This is a genomic window from Kordiimonas sp. UBA4487 (assembly GCF_002389025.1).
In the GTDB taxonomy this organism is placed as follows: domain Bacteria; phylum Pseudomonadota; class Alphaproteobacteria; order Sphingomonadales; family Kordiimonadaceae; genus Kordiimonas; species Kordiimonas lacus.
Genome location: NZ_DGNR01000013.1, coordinates 125073 through 145362, shown reverse-complemented (window position 1 = coordinate 145362; position 20290 = coordinate 125073). Strand labels below are relative to the sequence as shown.

General features: G+C 57.8%; 25 protein-coding genes and 1 tRNA gene. 11 read left to right on the top strand and 15 right to left on the bottom strand.

The annotated features are described in order from the left end of the window. Window positions 1-2 precede the first annotated feature (2 nt). Genes rimI through B3Z17_RS12175 form a run of 3 tightly spaced genes read right to left on the bottom strand, consistent with a single transcriptional unit; the run spans window position 3 to window position 1777 of the window. Entirely contained in the window at window positions 3-500 is a 498-nt protein-coding gene (gene rimI, locus B3Z17_RS12185) for a ribosomal protein S18-alanine N-acetyltransferase (protein WP_286830019.1), read from the bottom strand. Then, window positions 497-1153, bottom strand: a complete 657-nt coding sequence (tsaB, locus tag B3Z17_RS12180; RefSeq protein WP_286830627.1) for a tRNA (adenosine(37)-N6)-threonylcarbamoyltransferase complex dimerization subunit type 1 TsaB — start codon at window positions 1151-1153, stop codon at window positions 497-499. The genes rimI and tsaB overlap by 4 nt, the downstream gene beginning before the upstream one ends. Before the next feature lie 21 nt (window positions 1154-1174). After that, a complete protein-coding gene (locus B3Z17_RS12175) occupies window positions 1175-1777 on the bottom strand; it encodes a malonic semialdehyde reductase (RefSeq protein ID WP_068301301.1) in 603 nt (200 codons plus the stop codon). A gap of 159 nt (window positions 1778-1936) precedes the next feature. Here B3Z17_RS12175 and B3Z17_RS12170 point away from each other — a divergent pair, with 159 nt between their 5' ends. Then, window positions 1937-2980, top strand: coding sequence for a polysaccharide deacetylase family protein (locus tag B3Z17_RS12170; RefSeq protein ID WP_286830018.1), 1044 nt, complete (start codon window positions 1937-1939; stop codon window positions 2978-2980). Here the strand turns inward: B3Z17_RS12170 and B3Z17_RS12165 are convergent. From B3Z17_RS12165 to B3Z17_RS12155, 3 genes are all read right to left on the bottom strand, one after another. Then, the gene (locus tag B3Z17_RS12165) at window positions 2977-3540 is read right to left on the bottom strand and encodes a NifU family protein (RefSeq protein WP_068301309.1); all 564 of its coding nucleotides are present in this window, start codon (window positions 3538-3540) and stop codon (window positions 2977-2979) included. The genes B3Z17_RS12170 and B3Z17_RS12165 overlap by 4 nt on opposite strands. Window positions 3541-3651: 111 nt before the next feature. Continuing rightward, window positions 3652-3999, bottom strand: a complete 348-nt coding sequence (locus B3Z17_RS12160) for a NifU N-terminal domain-containing protein (RefSeq protein ID WP_286830017.1) — start codon at window positions 3997-3999, stop codon at window positions 3652-3654. A 53-nt stretch (window positions 4000-4052) separates the two neighbouring features. Further along, on the bottom strand, window positions 4053-4622 hold the full coding sequence (locus B3Z17_RS12155; RefSeq protein ID WP_286830016.1) for a TetR/AcrR family transcriptional regulator: 570 nt from the start codon (window positions 4620-4622) through the stop codon (window positions 4053-4055). 147 nt (window positions 4623-4769) lie between these two features. Between B3Z17_RS12155 and B3Z17_RS12150 the strand changes: the two genes are divergently transcribed. Both B3Z17_RS12150 and B3Z17_RS12145 read left to right on the top strand, forming a co-directional pair. After that, window positions 4770-6758 carry a transglycosylase domain-containing protein gene (locus tag B3Z17_RS12150; protein ID WP_286830015.1) on the top strand — a complete coding sequence of 663 codons (1989 nt, stop codon included), beginning with the start codon at window positions 4770-4772 and terminating at the stop codon, window positions 6756-6758. A 98-nt stretch (window positions 6759-6856) separates the two neighbouring features. After that, window positions 6857-7261 (top strand): group III truncated hemoglobin, encoded by a 405-nt coding sequence (locus B3Z17_RS12145; protein ID WP_286830014.1) that lies wholly within the window; start codon window positions 6857-6859, stop codon window positions 7259-7261. A gap of 4 nt (window positions 7262-7265) precedes the next feature. Here the strand turns inward: B3Z17_RS12145 and B3Z17_RS12140 are convergent, their stop codons facing one another. Genes B3Z17_RS12140 through B3Z17_RS12125 form a run of 4 tightly spaced genes read right to left on the bottom strand, consistent with a single transcriptional unit; the run spans window position 7266 to window position 9670 of the window. After that, on the bottom strand, window positions 7266-7964 hold the full coding sequence (locus B3Z17_RS12140) for a M48 family metallopeptidase (protein WP_286830013.1): 699 nt from the start codon (window positions 7962-7964) through the stop codon (window positions 7266-7268). Beyond that, complete coding sequence (locus B3Z17_RS12135) at window positions 7961-8602, bottom strand: hypothetical protein (RefSeq protein ID WP_286830012.1); 642 nt, start codon at window positions 8600-8602, stop codon at window positions 7961-7963. The genes B3Z17_RS12140 and B3Z17_RS12135 overlap by 4 nt, the downstream gene beginning before the upstream one ends. Before the next feature lie 46 nt (window positions 8603-8648). Continuing rightward, complete coding sequence (locus tag B3Z17_RS12130; RefSeq protein WP_286830011.1) at window positions 8649-9077, bottom strand: YcgN family cysteine cluster protein; 429 nt, start codon at window positions 9075-9077, stop codon at window positions 8649-8651. Then, window positions 9077-9670 (bottom strand): SCO family protein, encoded by a 594-nt coding sequence (locus B3Z17_RS12125; RefSeq protein ID WP_286830010.1) that lies wholly within the window; start codon window positions 9668-9670, stop codon window positions 9077-9079. Before B3Z17_RS12125 ends, B3Z17_RS12130 begins: the two co-directional genes overlap by 1 nt. 150 nt (window positions 9671-9820) lie before the next feature. Between B3Z17_RS12125 and B3Z17_RS12120 the strand changes: the two genes are divergently transcribed. The 4 genes from B3Z17_RS12120 to B3Z17_RS12105 all read left to right on the top strand — a co-directional run bounded on the left by B3Z17_RS12120 (window position 9821) and on the right by B3Z17_RS12105 (window position 13276). Continuing rightward, window positions 9821-10390 carry an ankyrin repeat domain-containing protein gene (locus B3Z17_RS12120; protein ID WP_286830009.1) on the top strand — a complete coding sequence of 190 codons (570 nt, stop codon included), beginning with the start codon at window positions 9821-9823 and terminating at the stop codon, window positions 10388-10390. Between the two features lie 211 nt (window positions 10391-10601). After that, window positions 10602-11318, top strand: a complete 717-nt coding sequence (locus B3Z17_RS12115) for a hypothetical protein (protein ID WP_286830008.1) — start codon at window positions 10602-10604, stop codon at window positions 11316-11318. 45 nt (window positions 11319-11363) lie between these two features. Next, window positions 11364-12722, top strand: coding sequence for an ActS/PrrB/RegB family redox-sensitive histidine kinase (locus B3Z17_RS12110; protein ID WP_286830007.1), 1359 nt, complete (start codon window positions 11364-11366; stop codon window positions 12720-12722). A 5-nt stretch (window positions 12723-12727) separates the two neighbouring features. Continuing rightward, on the top strand, window positions 12728-13276 hold the full coding sequence (locus B3Z17_RS12105; RefSeq protein WP_068301345.1) for an ActR/PrrA/RegA family redox response regulator transcription factor: 549 nt from the start codon (window positions 12728-12730) through the stop codon (window positions 13274-13276). Between the two features lie 12 nt (window positions 13277-13288). Here B3Z17_RS12105 and B3Z17_RS12100 read toward each other — a convergent pair whose 3' ends face one another. Both B3Z17_RS12100 and B3Z17_RS12095 read right to left on the bottom strand, forming a co-directional pair. Continuing rightward, on the bottom strand, window positions 13289-14611 hold the full coding sequence (locus B3Z17_RS12100) for a hypothetical protein (protein ID WP_286830006.1): 1323 nt from the start codon (window positions 14609-14611) through the stop codon (window positions 13289-13291). A 60-nt stretch (window positions 14612-14671) separates the two neighbouring features. Beyond that, entirely contained in the window at window positions 14672-15358 is a 687-nt protein-coding gene (locus tag B3Z17_RS12095; RefSeq protein WP_286830005.1) for a transglutaminase-like cysteine peptidase, read from the bottom strand. Between the two features lie 213 nt (window positions 15359-15571). Between B3Z17_RS12095 and B3Z17_RS12090 the strand changes: the two genes are divergently transcribed. Beyond that, a complete protein-coding gene (locus B3Z17_RS12090) occupies window positions 15572-17650 on the top strand; it encodes an HD domain-containing phosphohydrolase (protein ID WP_286830004.1) in 2079 nt (692 codons plus the stop codon). Between the two features lie 10 nt (window positions 17651-17660). Here B3Z17_RS12090 and B3Z17_RS12085 read toward each other — a convergent pair whose 3' ends face one another. Next, window positions 17661-18146, bottom strand: coding sequence for an MmcB family DNA repair protein (locus tag B3Z17_RS12085; protein ID WP_286830003.1), 486 nt, complete (start codon window positions 18144-18146; stop codon window positions 17661-17663). A gap of 93 nt (window positions 18147-18239) precedes the next feature. Next, entirely contained in the window at window positions 18240-18638 is a 399-nt protein-coding gene (locus tag B3Z17_RS12080; protein WP_068301363.1) for a hypothetical protein, read from the bottom strand. Between the two features lie 177 nt (window positions 18639-18815). Here B3Z17_RS12080 and B3Z17_RS12075 point away from each other — a divergent pair, with 177 nt between their 5' ends. The 3 genes from B3Z17_RS12075 (at window position 18816) to B3Z17_RS12065 (ending at window position 20061) form a co-directional block, all read left to right on the top strand. Continuing rightward, the gene (locus B3Z17_RS12075) at window positions 18816-19031 is read left to right on the top strand and encodes a DUF3126 family protein (RefSeq protein ID WP_068301366.1); all 216 of its coding nucleotides are present in this window, start codon (window positions 18816-18818) and stop codon (window positions 19029-19031) included. 134 nt (window positions 19032-19165) lie between these two features. Then, window positions 19166-19390, top strand: a complete 225-nt coding sequence (locus B3Z17_RS12070; protein WP_074519543.1) for a hypothetical protein — start codon at window positions 19166-19168, stop codon at window positions 19388-19390. Window positions 19391-19470: 80 nt separating this feature from the next. After that, complete coding sequence (locus B3Z17_RS12065) at window positions 19471-20061, top strand: GNAT family N-acetyltransferase (RefSeq protein ID WP_286830002.1); 591 nt, start codon at window positions 19471-19473, stop codon at window positions 20059-20061. Window positions 20062-20166: 105 nt separating this feature from the next. Here the strand turns inward: B3Z17_RS12065 and B3Z17_RS12060 are convergent. Beyond that, window positions 20167-20243 (bottom strand) — tRNA-Arg (locus B3Z17_RS12060). Window positions 20244-20290: the final 47 nt, after the last annotated feature.

Below are 20290 nucleotides of genomic sequence, written 5' to 3'. Positions count from 1 at the left end.
CTTTATTTGGTTTGATTTGGGCAGACATCTAAAATCAAAGTCAAGCATAGGGCATCCACCCTACTACCACTTTGAGTTTGATAATATTCTGGCCGACGCCCGTTTGGCTTGAAGCCTTTGCTTTCATATAACTTGAGGGCGGCAACATTGTCTTCGCGAACCTCCAGGAAGAAGCTTTGCACCCCGGCGCCGGCCAGGTTTTTGGTCACCTCGTCAAGCAGGCAGCCAGCCACACCCCTACCGTGATACACTGGATCGACCCCAATCGAGATCAGCTCGGCCTCGTCACAGATTGTGCGAACCATCGTGAAACCAAGAGGTTGATCACCCTGGTGGGCCAGAAAAACTTCAACGGTTGATGACTCTACCAATTGGCGAAACTCACCTGCCGACCAGGGCCGGTCGCCTTGCGGAGAAAAAGCCGCGTCATGCAGGTCGGCGAGCAGGCCATATCCGGCATCCCACCCCTTCGGGAAGGGCGTTATGCTGACGGGGCTCATGTCTCAACCGTCAGGAGCGCTTTGGCTTTCTTGGCGTCGGCATCCCTCAAATACGCTGGCTCGGGTGTGTAATTTGAGGGGTCAAGACCGCACGCCAGCCGCGCCAGCACCACGGGATCAACAGCATCATGGCTGCTTTCGGCACCAACAAGTGACGCCCCGCTGCCCACCACCACACCGGGCTGTGCAGCGACCTTTGCGGCAATCACGTCACCGTCCAGGCATTCCGCGTCAGAGATCGGCTGAGGTAGACCGTCCGGCCTAGTGCCCTGATAGGCCTGATAAAAGCCCTGGCCACCGCGCCCCATCACAATGGCATGCACGATGGCGCCTGAACCCGCACCTGCTTGTGCCGCCAGAACCGGTAGGCTCATCAAACCAACGCACGACAGGCCCTTGGTAAGCGCCAGACCACGCGCGACGGAAAGCCCGATCCGCAGCCCCGTGAAAGTACCCGGCCCCGTGCACACAGCAATGCGGTCAAGATCACCATATCCGATGCCCGCCTCCGCCATCAGCTCTGCGATCATGGGCAGCAAACGTTCCGCGTGTCCCCGCCCGATCCACTCCATGCGGCTGGCAAGTGTTTCAGACCCGCGCACAAGTGCGGCGGAACAAGTGCCTTCGCAGGTATCGATTGCCAGCAGGGTCATGTCGGTCACGTGGTGAGGTCCTTACAGAATCTGCGCGGCCTCATCAAAGTCGAAGCGTGGGCTGCGCGGAAAAATACGCTCATCGGAACCATACCCCAACGAGCACAGGAAGTTGGACTTAAAGGTGGTACCAGAGAAAAATTCCTTGTCCACACCTTCTTTGTCGAAGCCGGACATCGGCCCGCAGTCAAGCCCCAGGCTGCGCGCTGCCATGATCAGGTAGGCACCCTGAAGCGTACCGTTCCTGAACGCGGTTTCCTCGCTCACCGCCGGGTCAGCAAACCAGTTTTTCGCGTCCGGTTCGTGCGGGAACAATTTCGGAAGCTTTTCTGCAAAGGCCGTATCGGTGGCGATAATGGCTGTAACCGGGGCCTGCATGACCTTGGCCTGATTGCCTTCCATCAGGTGCGGCACCAGGCGCTCCTTGGCTTCCTTGCTTTTCACAAAAGTGAAGCGGGCCGGGCAACAGTTGGCGCTGGTTGGGGCCATCTTGAGAAGATCAAAAAGCTCACGCACCTGATCGTCGCTGACGGCGCGGTCAGTCCAGACATTGATGGTGCGAGCCTCACGGAACAGCTGGTCAAGCGCTGCATCATCCAGTTTGGTGGTCGGGGTAATGGCCATTTTGGTTCCCTTTCCTCTATAATAGGTGAGATAGGCGTCAATTCGGTTTCATATGAAACTTTATTGCCTCTCTTGCCAGTTTGCATCAAACAAGGCAAGACTGCGTTCCAGGATCGACACCAGAATCGGTCCTGGAACGCTAAATTAAGGGGGTCATGAATGACAAGAGCGGCGCGCATTCTTTTTTCGCTCGTTATGGCGGTTGTCGGGTTCGGCGCTGCTGTCGCGGATCAGTCTGCTGTTGTTTTGCTGTACCACCGCTTCGGTGAGGACAGCTATCCCACCACAAATATCCGGATGGAGCAGCTGGACGCACAGATCAAGCTGCTGAAGGAAGGCGGCTATCATTTCATGACACTTGGCGACATAGCCGCGAAACTGAAAGCCAAGGAACAGCTGCCAGAAAAGACCGTCACCATTGCAGTCGACGATGCCTACAAGTCTGTCGTCACCCATGGCTGGCCAAAACTGAAGGCCGCCGGCATTCCCATGACCCTGTTCGTCTCCACCGACCCGGTCGATAGCGCCAGCAACCAGGCCAGCAGCAATTATATGACCTGGGATGACGTTCGACAGCTTAAGGTCGAAGGTGTTGAAATTGGCCACCACACGGCCAGCCACCTGCATATGCCACACGCCGGTCTTGAGGCCGCGATGGCAGATGTCCGACGCGCCAGCGAACGGTTTGAGGCTGAACTTGGCGAAATACCCGCACTGTTTGCCTACCCTTACGGTGAGTATGATGAGGCCATCAAGAATGCCGTGAAGGCGGAAGGTTTCACGGCTGCCTTCGCGCAGTTTTCCAGCCCCGCGGCGTTGTGGAGCGATCCATTCGCGTTGCCACGTTTTCCGGTGAATGAACGCTACGGCGAGATGCCGCGTTTCAAGCTGATCAGCCAGTCGATGGCGCTGCCGGTGTCTGATGTGGTGCCGGCCTCAACCCTGCTGACGGACGACCGCAATCCGCCAGTCTACGGCTTTACGGTCGATGATACAGTCAGGGGACTTTCTGCGCTTGCATGTTACCCCAGCCACTTGGGCCAACCGGCTGAATTGATCCATCTGGGTCGCCGCGTAGAGGTGCGCTTTGACAAGGCTTTCCCCAAAGGGCGGAACCGTATCAATTGCACGCTGCCCGCCGGAGGCGGGCGCTGGTACTGGCATGGGAAATTTTTCCTGGTGCCCGGCGGGCCGCTGGATTAATCGACCGCGCGAACGTCCACCACTTCCGGCACATAGTATTTCAGGAGATTCTCGATACCGTGCTTCAGCGTGATGGTTGAGCTTGGGCAACCCGCACAGGCCCCCTGCATGGTCAGGTAGACAACGCCTTCCTTGAAACCACGATAAATGATATCGCCGCCATCGCCCGCTACAGCTGGGCGAATTTTCTCATCCAGAAGTGTCTTGATCTGCTCGATGATCTCAGCGTCGGCTTCGTCCTCATCGACCGCTGTCGACGTATCCACAGCGCCCTCATGATTGAGGATTGGCGCCCCGCTTGCGAAGAACTGCATCAGCCCCGCGAGCACCTGCGGCTTCACATCACCCCAATCGGCAGATTCGGATTTGGTGATGGTGACAAAATCATGCCCCAGAAACACACCGGTCACGCCGTCGAGCCCGAACATGGCTTCTGCCAGGGGCGACGCATCGGCGCCTTCTGGATCACTGAAGCTTGCAGTTCCGGTTTCCAGGATTGTCCGGCCCGGCAGGAACTTGAGGGTTTCCGGGTTTGGTGTAACTTCGGTTTCGATAAACATGACTAAATCCTTCTTGATTTGACCCTGATGTGGCGCTTCACCGCCAAAAGGTCAAGCCCAAAGAGAGAATTTGTCTCACCTAAATTGGGAAAGTCACAAACCCCATAGCTGTCAGGAAAAGAAAATGACGCCAATGCTTGCCAATATGTCTGCGGCCAGCAGGCCTTCCATGAAGTTGCCGCCTTCTTCACTGCGCTCTTCGGGGAAAACCTCCTCCAGAAAGGCTTTAATCGGCCCCTGGATATCGTCCCAGTCTGCGGCACCATCCTTGTAAACCCCAACATAGTCGCGCCCAATATGCACTGCTGTCACACCACTGACGGCGAACAGACCTTCCGGCAAAGGCGAACCCACTGCCGATTGCTTTGTTGGAAATTTGACTACATCACCTGAGTGAAGCATCCGGTGCGGTAAAAAATTACGGCGATTCAGGTCTGCCGTTGTCTCAATTTCAATCATTCTCGTCCCCATCGTTGTTCTATAAACTCAGATAGGGAGACAAAAGGACAGCTTCAACCGTCAGCCAACCAGCTTTCCACGTCGTCTGTAAGCCCTTCCAGACAGTCATCAAGTGAGCCGCGGCTTCCCTGCACACGACATAACACCAGAGCTCCCTGGATGCGACCAATGGCGTCGGCCGCCCAGGCTTGGGCCTCCGCCTTGGCAGCCCCTTCGCCGACAAGGCAGCCCGACAGCCCACTCTGCCATGTTTCCACTGCGGTTTGAATTCGGTCGCCGAACAAATCACGCCCCTCGCCAAGCAGCAGGCTGTTCATCAGGCAAATGGGGATGTCACCATCATAATAGTTGGCCGTGCCTGCGAGCGATTTCAGCAATCCCGCCTGGTTTTTGGCCCCGAGTGGCCCCAGCACAAGCTTCTGAAGCCTTGCCCCGGAATAGGCCAATACGTGCGCGGCCATCTCTGACTTACCAGACGGGAAATGGTGATACAGACTGGCTTTTGACAGCCCCGTGGTTGCGGCCAACAGCTGCAGGCTGGCGCCTTCATAGCCATTTTCCTTGAACACCTGCTCAAGCCGTTGGGCCATGGCTGCCTTGCTGTATTTGGGTGGGCGCGTCATATGGGCGATCCTGCGGCGATTACCAACCAATCGTTCGGTAAATTATATGATGCCCGGAAGCCATGCAAATTTCAACAAGGAATACTTCGCAACTTTGCCTCAATTGGCTGCCATGGTACAAAGCTGCCAAACAAGCAGGACATGTCCGTGAGTAACCAGAAACCGAAAAAGCCCAAGAAGACCAAGGGCCGACAGCGCGCACAAACCATTGGGGTTGAAACCACCGGGCCCAAGCGTCCGCTCGCCCGGCGTATTCTTTACGGCACTGCGGTTGCTGGCGTCTGGGCCACCATTCTTGGCATCATCACCCTTGGCTATCTGGCACACGACTTGCCGGATCTTGATAACCTGCCAGCCCCCGGCGCGGGGGACCAGGCCATTATCATCAAGGCTGCGAATGGCGCGACACTGGTACGAAACGGCCCCATCTATGGCGACTGGATCCACTTTTCAGAAGTACCCGACGCGCTGGTGCGGGCCTTTACGTCAGTTGAAGACAGACATTTCTTTGAGCACAGCGGCGTTGACGGGCGCGGGCTGGCGCGGGCGGTGGTAACCAACGTTCAACGCGGCCGCATCCGCGCGGGCGGCAGCACCATCACCCAACAGTTGGCGAAAAACCTGTTCCTGTCCAGCGACCGCACCATGACAAGGAAGGCGCGGGAACTGTTGCTTGCTTTCTGGCTGGAGCAGAAGTTCACCAAGGAACAGATTCTGACACTATACCTGAACCGCGTGTATTTTGGCGGCGGTGCCTACGGTGTTGACGCAGCCTCCCGCAAGTTTTTCGGCCATACGGCCAGGAACCTGTCCATCGCCGAATCGGCAATGCTGGCGGGGCTCGTCAAAGCTCCTTCCCGCCTGGCACCGCACATCAACCCGAAGGGTGCCTGGGACAGGGCCAAAGTGGTGCTCGGCGCCATGGTTGAGGCCGGCGCCCTGACCAAGGCCGCTGCCGACAAAATCAAAGCCCAGCCCCCGACCATTCGAGGCGCGGCCGCTGGCAATGATGTGCGCTATTTCACCGACTGGGTCACCACCGAGGCCACCCGTGTCCTTCCGGAAGTCAGAGGCCGGTCGCTGGTGATATACACCACGCTTGATCCCGGCGTGCAGCGGGCAGCAGCCATGGCGCTTGACCGCGGCCTGGCTGGAGAAGGGAAAAACCGCGGCGCCAGCCAGGGCGCCATTGTGGCGATTGAGCATGACGGCGCTGTGCGGGCCATGGTGGGTGGGGCCGACTATGGTGAAAGCCAATATAACCGCGCGGTGCAGGCGCTCAGGCAGCCGGGGTCTGCCTTCAAGCTCTTCTCCTATCTTGCGGCATTCGAAGCGGGCATCAAGCCCGAAGACAAGTTTGTCGATGCCCCGATCAGCATCGACGGCTGGACACCCAAAAACTACAGCGGCACCTTTGACGGTGAAATGACCGTGCGCGAGGCCTTCGCCCGCTCGATCAACACTGTTGCCGTTCAGGTGGCGGAACAGGTTGGGCGCGACAGGGTGGCGGCCATGGCCAAACGGCTGGGAATCTCCACCAACGTCACGCCGCTTCCCAGCCTGCCCCTGGGCACCGAAGAAGTGAAGCTGATTGACCTCACGGGTGCCTATGCGTCCATCGCAAATGGCGGGTTTTCGGTAGAGCCCTACAGCATTCTTGAGATGACCACGCTCGAGGGTCAGGTGATTTACCGCAAATTGCCGGACCGCCCACGTCCGGTACTTGCCTATCCGGTTGTCGAAGATATGGCCGGGATGCTGACGTCGGTTGTGGAGTGGGGATCGGGCAAGAATGCCAAGATCGACAGGGCCGCCGCCGGAAAATCGGGCACCAGCCAGGATAGTCGCGACGCCGTCTTTGCCGGCTTCACCAGCGACATGACCGCCACCGTTTGGGTCGGTAACGATGACGGTGCCCCGATGAAGGGGGTTACGGGTGGTGGTTTGCCCGCGCGCATCTGGTCAGATTTCATGCTTGAGGCCCATGCGGGCTCCCCCGTGAGGCCGCTGTTGGCTGATGCCGGGCTCTATGCCAATTCCGCCACCGAGCCAGACCCCCGGCTGATGGATGAAAACCAGCCAGAAGAGCCGAAAAAGAAAAAGAGCTTTTTCAAGCGTCTGTTCGGTGGTTCCTGACGCTGCCAGCATCCGGCACCCTCGGTGCGACCAATTTACACCTTGTGAATGCCGCCCATGCCCCTTAGGTGAAAGAAACACCGACGAGGAAAGCTGCCGTGCCACTGCCATTGGACCCAAAGATTGATCGCACCATGATCCACGCCTTTGTTGTGGATTTTTATGGTCGGGTACGGCTGGACGATACGCTGGGGCCAATCTTCAATGAGCGCCTTGACGGCCACTGGGAAGAGCATTTCGACAAGCTGACCGACTTCTGGATGACTGTGCTGGGCGGCATTCCGGCTTATAAAGGCAACCCCTTCGGCGCCCATCATCAGGTGGTCAAGGAAGGCCAGCACCGGATGAAGGCCGACCATTTCGATATCTGGCTGACCTATTTCGATGCTTCAACGGCTGCCACGCTGCCCGCAGAGTTGGCCGCGATCGCACGCGAAAAAGCCCGCCGCATCGCCGACAGCCTGCGCCAGGGCCTGTTCTTTCGGCTGAGCGCGGCGGAATAGCCAATCAGAGCTTCACGGCAAACAAATCGCTACCATGGCGTTTCAGCCAACGGCGGTGGGTCTGATAGTCAGGTTCGCACCGCGCCACGTGGGCCCAGAACCTGTCTGAATGATTCATCTCCAGAAGATGCGCCACCTCATGCGCGGCCACATACCTGAGCACATCATGCGGCGCCAGAACAAGACGCCAGTTGTAGCGCAGCGTGCCGCGCGAAGAACAGCTACCCCAGCGGCTTTTCATGTCACCGATACTGACGCGGTTAAAGCGCACATCCAGAAGGTCTGCATAAGCCTCTGACGCGTCAGTCAGGGCCTCTTTCGCCGACGCCTTGAACCACTTCAGCAGTCTGCCCGGGGCCAGGTCCGTTGGCCCGCCGACGCGGATGACGCCGCCAACGGCCAGCACTTTCCGCGGCGACTGGTCAGTAAACTCAATTTGATGGGGCTGCCCCAGATAGAGGACGCTGTCCCCGTGCCCAAGCGGCGCCACGCTGTCTGCCTTGTCGCGCTGACCGTCGATCCAGTCCAGATGCCCTGCCAGGAATTTTTGCGCCTGCCTGAGGCTTGACCGCTTCGGCAGGGTCAGTTTGACCTCCCCGGTCGTCGGGCAAACCCGCAAAACCATCCGCTTGGCCTGGGCGTTGCGCCGCACCTTCACGGGCACTGCCTCGTCGCCAAGCATGATCTGCAGCGGTTCGGTCACTGTTTCTCCTCGGCAGTTTCTTCGCCCTTCCGTTTGGCCCGCATTCTTTGTGTCCACCGCCACAGACGCGGGTGCCCGACATCACGGGCTGCATGGTCATTGGCAAGCCTGGAGCCAATGCCGTATCCCACATAAGCCATCACAAAGTTCATGCCGATACGCAAACCGTCATCGTCAGCACCCCACTCCATGAACCAAAGAATGGCGGCGAGAAAATTTTGCAGGCTGTTGATCAGGAGATCTATGAAAGTGCGCACGAGGAAATTGATAATGCTTCCAAGTGCCCAATCGATCTCCCAGGCAGCAAAGTTCAGAATTTTTACGAGGAACCGGAAAATATCTGCAATCTCATTGACCACAAAAGTATAGAGCGCTGCGGTGCCATAAAAGCCACCGCCGAACTGTAGCCATTTCCGGAAGGCCACGTCAGATTCTTTAGCGTGCTTTTCTTTCTTCTTTTTGAGCTCTTTCTTCTGCTCTTTCTTTTCTTTCTTGATGCCCCGGATGTGCTCATTGAGCTCTTTCCGGTTGGAAAAGCTCTGCAGTCGGCCACTATGGATGAGCCACCCAATCAATAGATAGGCTGTTACCGCGACAGGTATGCCAACTGAAAATAATGCCCCAAATACGCTGCCCATTGCTCAATGCGCCCCCATGTTCCCTGTGGCAACAATCATAGGATCATCAGGCGGGCCAGTCCACCAGATGGTCTTCGTAGTCGCCTGCCTCGCGCTCATCCACTGTGCGGCCTTTCACTGACTGGCCGGCCTTGTGCACGCTGTCCCGGTCACCGGAGACAAGCGGGTGCCAATCATAAAGGTCCTTGCCTTCATAAAGCAGCCGATAGGCGCAGGTGGAAGGCATCCAGGGCAAGGTCTCAAGGAGATCCGGGCTCATGACCACACAGTTGCCCACATAGCGCTGGCGCACCAGATATTTACCGCATTGGGTGGTCTCCGGATCGAGAAACCGGCAGGCCACGTCGGTGAAATGGATTTCCCCTGTATCTTCGTCTTCCAGCTTGTGCAGGCAGCACTTGCCGCAACCGTCACACAGGCTTTCCCACTCTTCGCGAGTCATATCCTCAAGTGATTTTTCTTTCCAGAAAGGCATCAGTTGGCTTTCAAAAGCACCGGCTTCAGCGCGTCCGCGATATCAGCTGGTGTGTTGCGGCTTGAGAACAGGCGGACATATTTGCCATCCGGGTCCATCACGAAAATCACCGACTGGTGGTCCATCAGATAGCTGTCCAGGCCTTCCTGCTCGCGCTTCTTGTAATATACCCGGTATTCCTTTGCGACTGCAGCAATTTCCTCAGGGCTACCGGTCAGAGCTACCAGGCTGGGATGGAAATCTGTAACATAGTCCGCCAGTGCCTCAACTGTATCGCGCTCAGGGTCTACCGAAATGAAGATCGGTTGCAGCGGGCTGATGTCATACCCTTCGCCTTCAAGCATGGTCATGGCCGCAGACATCTTGCCCAGCTCAATCGGGCAGACATCCGGGCAGAAGCTATAGCCGAAGTAAATCAGCATATAGCGGCCCTTGAAATCATTGTTGGAGACGGTTTCACCTGTATGGGATGTCAGTACGAACGGGCCACCAGGACCAGAATTGGTGTCCTGCATGCTCTGGTACCGGTTCACAAGGATGAAAATACCCACGATGGCAACGGCCAACCAGGCAACAATCCGTATCACTTTCATGCCACATCTCCATAAATTGATCGCCCCGTGTACTCAAATAAGCGGCTTGGGGGTTGTGATCGCGCAAGTCTTATAGAAATATGTGCCGCACATGTCACGGCCCAACGGCATGCCTGGGGCATCATGACACAATTTTGATACGGAGTTTCCATGTTCGCGCTTAAACGCAAGTTATCCCTGATCGCCACTGTTCTTCTGCTTGTCATCGGCACTGCTGTGCAGGTAACGGCCTCGCCACAGTATGATTTGCTGAAGGCCGTCGACGAACAGGACATCAAGGAAGTGACCACCCTGCTGGCTCAGGGCGTATCGCCCGATACACGCCGCCGGTCAGACAAGGTCCCCGCGCTTCTGATCGCCGTGGACAAATCCAATCTGGCCCTTGTGAAACTGTTGCTGGATTATGAAGCCAACCCGGATATCGGTGACCCGGAGCGCGGCGAGACTGCTCTCATGCGCCGCGCCATTGCAGGCGACGTGACTGGCGTGAAGCTATTGCTGAGCTACAAGGCAGACCCAAACCGGGCCGACATCGGGCAGGAAACTGCGCTGATCAAGGCAGTACGGGCGCGCAAACAACGCGTGGCGCGCGTTCTTCTTGACGCCGGCGCAGACCCGAATGTGCAGGATTTCACCGGCAAGACAGCCCTTGAATATGCCAAGCTGAGCCGCAACCGCAACATGGTGCGCATCTTGGAAGAAGCGGGGGCGACATATTAACAGCCTGATCGCCATAACAGGGACTGCCTGGCCGAACTTCGTATTACTGTTCGGCCTGGCCCTTGTTCTGGACTTGGCTTTTGGCTCCCGACGCCTCTTGGGCTGGCTACCCGGCCCAGAAGATTACCTGACCAAATTGTCCGCCTTCCTGACCGGACGGCTGGACCGCACGACAAGATCAAACGGCGAAAGGCTTGTCCGAGGGATCATCGTGCTCACCCTTTTTCTGCCAGTCTTTTTCTGGCTTGGCCGGGCGCTTGACCCGCTGCTGTTTCTGAGCCCCTTCAGCTTTGTGGCTGCTGCTTTTGCACTTTCCCTGCTGCTGCGGCAACACAGGCTGTGGGCGGGTATCATTCGGGACAGCAAAAGTGCCGCATTCGAGCAGCACGACCTGACGCGCGAAAACATCAAACGGGCAACCTTCGGCTTCACCGACACTGTCGTCAGCAATCTGGTGATTTTCGCGATTGGTGGCTTTTCCCTGCTGCTGCCTTACCGGTTCCTGCGGACCGTGATCGACCAAGCAGCAGAGCTAAATGTAGCCCGCCCGGAAAGCCCGTTCCTGCGTCCCTTCTGGCTGATCGGGGAGCTTGCGGCACTGCCAGGCAGCATCCTTGCCACGCTGATGATCGCAGCCGCGCACATCTTTATTCCCAGCACTCGTCTTGTCGCATTTCTGGCGCCGCTGAGGGGCCGCAAAGGGGCATTGCCCTCTCGCCTGTTGCCCCTGTCTGCGCTGGCGCACGGCCTAAACCTGTCTTTCCGATTCGCCCCTGGCAAACGCCAACCCTGGGTTGGGCCAAAGGACGGGCGTGCCAAGCAAACCAGCGCTGACCTTAGAAAAGCCGGGCTGGTGTTTCTGGTGGCAGGCCTGATCGGCCTTCTGGCGACACTGATGCTGCTGGCCTTTGCGCTTGCCGGCCCTTAGGGTCATTGTCGAAGAAATACCAAAGCCCCAAAGGACCTCAGCCCGATGCCCAATCAGCTCTACACCAACAACAGCGACCTGCTGCAGGTAAATCCGGATCTGGCATTGGACGGTGGTGTGCGCCTGGGCACCCTGGTGTTGATCCGCTGGATGGCGGTGGCCGGGCAGTTGCTGGCACTTGCCGTCGTCGGCTGGGGCATGAAGTATGACGTCCGCCCCGAAATAACCGTCCCTATTGTCCTGACATCCGCGGCAATGAACCTCTGGTTCACCCTGAAAGGCGATCCGAACATCCGGCTGGGTGACCGGCAGGCGGCCGCCCACCTGGCCTTTGACCTGATCCACTTGTTTGCCCTGGTGTTCACAACAGGCGGGCTGAACAATCCTTTCGCCGTCCTGCTGCTGGCACCCACCAGCGTCTCTGCTTCCATCCTGGGGCAGCACAGCACCAAATTCCTGATCGCCCTGTCGCTTATTCTTGTGTCTGCGCTTGCCGTCACACCGTTTCCGTTGCCGTGGTCAGGGCCGCCGCCTGAATTGCCCCTCATGCTTGAGGCTGGCGTATGGGCCAGCCTGTGTTTCACGCTTGTGTTCCTGGCGCTTTATATGGCGCGGGTTGGGCGCGAGGGCCGTAGCCGCGCACGGGCCCTCGCCGTCACCCAGATTGCGCTTGAACGTGAACAGCGCCTGGCAGCCCTGGGCACGCTGGCTGCCGCCGCCGCGCACGAACTGGGCACGCCGCTTGGCACCATCATGCTGGCCTCGAAGGAACTGCTGGATCACTGGGAGGGTGATGAAGAAACCCGCGTGGACCTTGAGCTAATTGTTGATGAGACCAAGCGCTGCCGTGATATCCTGTCAGAGCTTCGCAAGCACCGGCAAGCCGGAGACGACAATCATTTTGTTACAGTCGATCTGGAAGCCATGTTGCGCGAAGCGGCTGCGCCCCATGAAAGCCGCGGCGTCGCCATTCGCTATGCGACAGGCGGCGACGGCCCTCTGAAGGTTATGCGTACGCCAGAACTTATTCACGCCCTTCGGAACATCATCGAGAATGCCTCCGGCTTTGCACGCACTGCCGTGCAGATCAGCGCGGGATGGGATGAAAAGGTGGTTTCAGTTTCCGTTTCAGACGATGGCCCTGGCTTCGACCCACAGATCATAAAGCGGTTGGGCGAACCGTATGTCACCACGCGTCAGCCGACGCCGGGCAAGGATGGCGGGCTTGGACTAGGGCTTTTCATAGCGAAAACGCTTCTGGAACGCACCAGCGCCAAAGTCAGTTTCGAGAATGCGGCAATGGGCGGGGCGCAAATTCTTATCGAATGGCCTCGGAGCGCCCTTGAAGAACCAGCACCCCTTGGGGTACAAGCGGGGCAACAGAGCAGCCCAGAACAGGAATAGAAACGATGGCGGAGCAACCAACCGATGAAGGCGAAATGCGCCTGCTTGTAGTGGAAGACGACAAGGCGTTTCGCGGTCGTTTGACCCTGTCGATGGAACGACGCGGTTTCAATGTTTTCGCCGCAGAAGGCATTGAGGAAGGTGCCCGACTGGCCGCCGAACACAAACCTGAATATGCCGTGATCGACATGCGCCTTGAAGACGGGAACGGCCTAGACCTTGTGCCCACGCTGCGGCAGATCAATCCGGATATGCGGGTTGTGATCCTGACAGGCTACGGCAATATCGCGAGCGCGGTGGCGGCTGTGAAAGCCGGTGCGGTTGATTATCTGTCAAAACCGGCCGACCCAGACCAGATCGCGGGCACGCTGCTGACCCCGGAAGGGCAAACCCCACCACCGCCCGAAAACCCCATGTCGGCGGACCGGGTGAAGTGGGAACATATCCAGCGGGTTTATGAACTGTGCGACCGCAATGTGTCGGAGACCGCGCGGCGCCTGAATATGCACAGGCGGACGCTACAGCGCATCCTGGCCAAACGGTCCCCCCAATAGGCGGCGGTAGCCCTAGAATTCTTCCGGTGAAAGTTCCGCAAGCGGCGCAACGGCCTGGCCCTGAAAAAGCGTGATACCCATCAAGTGGCCAAGGTCAATGTCAGCCGGTTCGTGGCAGGCATCCAGGATCACCCGCGCCTGCCCCACCCGGTCGACTTTGCGGTGGATGGCGGTTTCGGTTTCTTCCGTCAGCCAATTGCCCACCGGGCCTTCCGGCTTCACCAGCTTCACAAACGTCCCGTTCAGCTTGTCATATTCAATGGCCAGGAACGACAGCGGATGCAGATCGGCGATGGAAATCCTGTACCCCAGGCTCAGCACCTTCTCGCTTGCGGCGCTATAGACAACCGGATTCGCAATGATATCTACCGCGCCAAACTCCAGCACGATCTTTGACCGCGGCGCGGCCCCGATGGACCCGTCAAACAGGTCAAACGAATCAGACATCACGGCAGCTGAGGTCACACGGATGCTGGATGCGAGCGAGTCAATATTGGCCATCGAAGGTGTCGAAGCCAGCACGCGCTTGGCGATATAGTCTTCAAGGTAGCCGTCCAGCCACCGATTGGCACCGAGCACACGCCCCTTCAGCAGCACTTCATACAAGAGATGCCGCGGAATCCATTTATGCACCAGCACAGGCATCATTTCGCCTTCGCCGATGATCGCCATAACCGGCTGTTTCCGAAGCTGTCCGGCGATATCAGCACCGTGCAGCGCCTTGGTAATCGCCAGCAAAAGTTCAGGGTCCAGTTCCCGGTCTTCAAAGGTGTGGGCTGGCGCGTCAATCGGCATCATCCGCACATGGCGGGCCGGTGGCTTCAAAGGCGGCGTTTCAGACGACGCAGGCTTCTTGATCTCCAGCTTTTTACCGGGTGGCGCCTTGATTGCCGCTTCCAGATCGTCCCGAAATGCCGCGCCAGCTTCGAGCGCGGTAGAGAGCCGTTCTACATAGGTGTTGAAGCCGTCGTAATCCTCTTCCAAATCAAACCAGGTGACGAAATCGTCGCTGACGCCCTGGACAGGGTCCAGCCTGGCCACTACGGCAGATTTCTTCAGCTTACGCCGAATATTGTTCAGTGGCGGGTCAATATCATCAACGGAAGCATCTTTCACAACCAGAACGATATCGGCGTTTGGCAGCGAGAAAATGGTCGCGCCAAACTTGGTAACCAAACCTCTGAGGGCCGAGGCCGCGAACAAACGGTAGTGTTCCTGCCGGAACTCTCGCTCGAGCGCCGACATCTTGACGTGCACAGCTCGGCGCCCTTCAGCATGCCGCCGAAGGCCACGGGCATAATCCACCATCCGTTCGATTGTGTTGCTTTTGCTCACCTTGCAATAATCCAGAAAGTGCGTCGATTTAAGACGCAATTGAACAGAAAAAACATTAATTTAGCGTGAAAACCGCTTTACTTGATGCAACCACCAGGTGGTTTCGTTGATCGAATAAACAGGCCGGTAGTGCAGAATCTGGCCGTGCGGCAAGACTGCGTCCACCTGATTATCCAGAATATATGTCTCCCCCTCGCTTTCCACCGCTAGCACGGCATGGGCCGTCCGTAAATTTTCGTCCTGCAAGATCACCAACCGCATTCTGTCGATTGGCACTCCCAGTCGCTTCAGCGTGATATATTTGCTGATCGCGTAATCTTCGCAGTCACCATCCTTGAGGAAAAACTCGTCAGGCGTAGCCCAATAGTCCGGTATCCCCCAATTCACCGGGTCCACGATGTAAGGGGATTTATTCATATATTCGTTAACAGCTTCTAAAAGATCAAATCCGCTGGATTCTGTGTGATCAGTAATAAATTGGTTCCAGGCGTCGCGACCACACTGGATGCGGGCGAGGCCCCGGCATGGCGGCCCATCCACTGGTTCAACGGTTGGCTCTTTTTCAGAGCGTGGCAGGTTGTGCCTGCGCCACATCTCAGTCCATTTGTCAAAAGACTTCATGTTGCTGGACGGAATTTCCCGGCTGCCGAACAAACCGTTCATGACGATTTTGGAAGCAGCAAATGTTGGGACGCTAAGCCCCACCAAAAGTGCACAAATTACCAATATCCTCATTATTACAGTCATATAACCTTGTTCATGCCTTCGTTACGGACGCTTCCAGCCTGGGGGCATTTGCCGCAAAACCATTTGAGCTCAGACGCATTCTGCTCCAACATAGTGTCCGGGGTAAGGGACGCCAAGCCTAATGGCAATGTCTCACCATAAATTTAACGAACCCGTCTTTCCAGGATGGGAGCCAATGGCCGCTTAAAGCAGCCGAAACTGCAGGGGAAACTTATGGCGCGCGCCAAAGAATCAGGCAAATCCGAGTCAGGAAAATCCATTCTCGCGGCTGGAGCAGGCATTCTTGCAGTCGCGGCTGTCGGCTTCTTTTTGATCTTCCAGTTTGCCCAGTCGCAGGCAGAACAGAATCTAACCCGCTGGCACGACCGGTTAAACCTGGTAGCTGACAGCCGGGCGCTTGAAGTTTCCGCATGGCTGAACCGGCACATTGCCAGTGTTGAAGAACTGGCGGCAGATGCCACCGTACAGCTTTATGCCAACCAGGCCATCGGCGGCGACAGTGAATTTGCGGAAGGCCAGCGCGGTTATGTGTTCGCGCTTCTTTCAGCAGCAGCCGAAAGGGAAGGATTCCACGAACAGCGCGCAATCGACCAGGTGGCCGCCAATGTGAAACGCCCACAGCGTGCCGGACTTGCCATCATCAAGGGGGACGGCACACCGCTTGTCGCCTCGACAGGCATGCCGATCCTGCGCCCCGGCGAATGGCCCGCTGATGCGCGCGGGTCTTTCATCGCACTGGGTCCCCGCCTTGAAGACAAGACGCCCCTTGTGTTGTTTGGTGCTCGCATCACAGGCGAAGGCATGACAGCAGCGACGGAACAGGACATCTGGGTCGTCGGTGCACGCCCGCTCAATGATGATTTCCTCAAGACACTTGAGCAACCGGGTGCTGCCAGCAAAACCGGCGAAACCTATCTGGTTCAACCGCAAGAAGGCGACATCGTCGTACCGCTGACGCCCCTGGCGAAAGGCGGCCGCATCGGTGATGCCCGCGTGGATATGGCAGCCGCCTTTGCCGCGCGTGAGCCGCGGGGCTTTGCGTCACTGACCAATTATGCCGATACCGAAGTGCTGGTGACCGGGCGCGAGCTTTCAGCCCCCGTTCCTTGGATTCTGGTGCGCACCATCAATGCCGACGAAGCCATGGCCGAGATCGACGAACGCCGCAACAGCCTGATGATCACCCTGTCGCTGGCAGCCCTCTTTGTGCTGGCGGCGCTGGTGATGGTATGGCGCCACGGCGTGTCCCGCCGCCTTGAGACCGCCTGGCGGGAACAGGCGGAATTGTCTGCCAAAAACGAAGCACTCAGCCGGTTCCTGCAGTCTGTCAGCGACAACCAGCCCACCGCCATTGCCGCCCTTGGCGCGGACATGACAGTACATTTCGCCAACAGGCATCTGGGGAATGTCACCGGCCTGCCGGTCGCAGACCTTAATGACCGGCGCCTCGACACAGCCTTTGCCAGCGAGATCGCAGACAAACTGCGCACTGCTGTCGGCAAGGCCGTCGCGGGCGAGGCCACAAGTCAGCATTTGCGGCTTGAGAAGGACGGCGCGGAACAGATTTTCCAAACCCAGCTGCTGCCACTGAAGGCCGAGGGCGACAACGAAGCTGTGGCCCTTTTGGTGATGCAGGATATCTCGGACCTTGTTGCCGCGAAGGAACAATCCGAAACACTGTTCAAACAGCTGGTCAGCACACTGACGCAAATCATTGATGCCCGCGATCCCTGGAGCAAACACCATTCGGACCGGGTGGCAGATGTTGCGCACACGGTGGCCAAGGAGATCGGCTGGGACGACGAGGCCCTCGAAAGCGTGCGGATTGCCGGACAGCTGGTGAACCTGGGCAAGATTTTTGTGCCTACGGCGATCCTGACCAAACAGACCCCGCTGACCGACGAGGAACTCGCCCTGGTACGCGAAAGCATGCAGAAGGGTGCCACGCTGGTGGCAGGCCTTGATTTCAAGGGTCCTGTCGCGGCGATTCTCGGCCAGATGCGCGAACACTGGGACGGCAGCGGCGAACCGGACGGAAAAGCCGGGGAGGCCATTGAACCCGGCGCGCGCATCCTCAGCGTCGCAAACGCCTTTGTTGGTATGGTGTCGGCCCGGGCGCACCGCGAAGGTCTGGGCTTCGACAAGGCCCTTGATATCCTGAACAGCGATGCTGGTACGCGCTATGAGCGCCGCACGGTGGCGGCCCTTCAGAATGTGCTGGAAAACAAAGGCGGGCGGGCGCGCTGGGAAAACTATACTACCGTGGTGGAAGCAGACGGCAGCGACGCCTGAAGCGAGCGAATCACCCAAGGCGTCCGATCATCCGGGCAGAAAGGCGCTGGGCCCCGGCCCGCGCCATCTTGAGCGTCAGGGTCTTGCGCCGGGCCGCATTCACCGGCCGTACCGCGGCCGGGCGAACGATGTCAGCGCCATATGCATCCGCAATAATCAGCCCTGCCACATCCGGCAGGCTGTCGGGGGCATCCAGGATGTCGCGCGGGAAGGCTGCATCGACAGCGAAATAAAACTCCTCGCAATAATCGAGATACTCGATCCATTTGGTGTCAGCCCGATAATCGGCCACAGACGATTTCACTTCCACGATCACCGCCTTGCCCCGCCGGTCCAGCCCGAGCACATCCACGCGCCGCCCGTTGGTGAGCGGCAGTTCCGTCAAGGGGGCGAAGCCGAGATCCATCAGGAAACGGACCACACCACGGGTGACCGATTCGGTCACTTCAGGCCGGCCGTTGTCATTCGAACAGGTGTTGGGGGCTTGGTTGGCCATGGCGTTCCTCCTGCGCGTCAAGGTGGGGAACAGCATGGCGAATGGCGCAGTTGCGCGCAAGAAAAAAGAACAAAAGAGGAACAATGGTGCAGTTTAGCCCTGGGATTCCTCAGCAATAATGGTGGTCAACCGGCTTTCAAGTGCCGCGCCTTTTTCACCGCCATCACCTTTGATCTTGTTGGCAAGAATCACTTCAAAGGCACGCACATGGGCATCCACCACACGGCGGCTCATCTCGCCTTCAAGCTTTTTGATATACACGCACAGGGAGGTGCCAACGGTCGTCATCAGGTTGAAATCGAAGCTGCTGCCCATGCCTTTGATGTTGTGGGACAGGTCATAAAGGCGGCTGGCGGTTTCGCCTTCTGCGGCGTCGCGCTCAGGCATTGCGTCTACAATCCCGCGCATTTCCACCACGGCATTTCCGGTCCATTCCAGAAATTGGCCCACCAGCTCTTCGTCGTCGGCATATGAAAACTGATCGTCTGTCACTCGTATTCGCCCTTAACTTGTCCTCTACCCCCTTTAAGCTATCTAACTCCCAAACATTAACAAGCGATAAAACGCCCGCAGGGCGAGAGACTGCTTTTATTGATGGTTTTCCTTGCAATTGGGGGGTGCCCTTCGATAAACCAAGGCAACAACCATTCCGGACCGAGGAGCATCAGGGTGACACCGAACGAGATCGCGCGGCTGCAGGCGTACCTGCAGGGCAAATTCAACAACAATATGATCAAGCTGGTTCGCCGCCCGAAGGCTGGGGATTCGGTCGAGATGATGTTGGGCGAAGAATTTATCGGTGTGATCTACAAAGACGACGACGAAGGGGAAGTATCCTATTCGATGAATGTCTGCGTTCTTGAGGAAGACCTGCCAAAGCTCTAGGCGGCGCATCTCCCATAAATGCCTGACCAAGCCGGCCCCTTGAGGCCGGCTTTTCTATATGCGGCGTCTTTTGGCGCTTGCCATCGCCAAGCCGCCCGACCTATTTTGTCAGCATCAGTATTAAGGGAGACGTCATGCTGTATCTTGTTGCCTTGCTCATTCCACCACTCGCGCTTCTGCTTGCAGGTAAACCGTTCCAGGCTATCCTTAGCGCCATTATCTGGATTCTGGCCTGGGTTTTGAGCATTGTTGCGGGCCTGGGCTTCATTATGTGGGTCATCCTGGCGGTTTGGGCCATCATGGTGGTACGCGACCGCAATACCCGCAAAATGATGGAAGACATGCAGCGTCACCCCTGAGGCGCAGCCTTTTTCCTTGCCAAGCCAGCCTTCTGGCCCAAATAAAGTGAAACTGTTTCACATTTTGGGAGGAAGATGCTTTGTCCAGCGCCTGCCGACGCCTCGGCCGTCAGGAACATGACCTGATAGGATCCATCGTTGCGGAGTCATTCGCCGATGATCCCGTAAATCAGTGGGCCTTCAACGGTACCGCTGCGATGCGGCCTGCTTTCACCGCCATGGCCCGGCACTGCTATCTGAAGCGTGGCTTTGGCCATGTCACAACGGACGGGCTTGCCGGCACGCTCTGGCTATCGCCGGGTGACTGCAAAGACTATGGCTTGATGGGCAACCTGGCTCTTGCATCTGCGATCCTGACCCACAGTGGCACCACAGCGCTCCGGCGCGGGATGGCGCTGGATAAGGCGCTATTTGGTAAGCACCCCGGGACGCCACACTATTATCTGTTCGCCATTGCGGTTGACCCCAGCCTGCAGGGCCGGGGTGTTGGCAGCCAATTGATGGAAGAAGCGCTTGCCACCATTGATGCTGCGCACATGCCCGCGTTTCTGGAAAATTCCAAACCCCGTAACACGCCCTTTTATGAACGCCACGGCTTTCGCGTGATAGAAGAAATCGTGCCCGCACCCGGCTGCCCGCCCATGTGGTTGATGTGGCGGGATGCTCGCTAGGCCATAAAAAACCCGTCGGACGGCGGGTTGTTTTTGAGTGGCGCCCAGATGGGCCAGAAGTTGGTGCGCCATAAAAAAACCCGCCAGAAGGCGGGTTGTTTTGAGTGGCGCACCGGGGAGGATTCGAACCCCCGGCCCCCAGATTCGTAGTCTGGTGCTCTATCCAGCTGAGCTACCGGTGCATGCCATCAAATTGTCACCTGAAAGGGGTTACCCTCAAGGTGTGCGG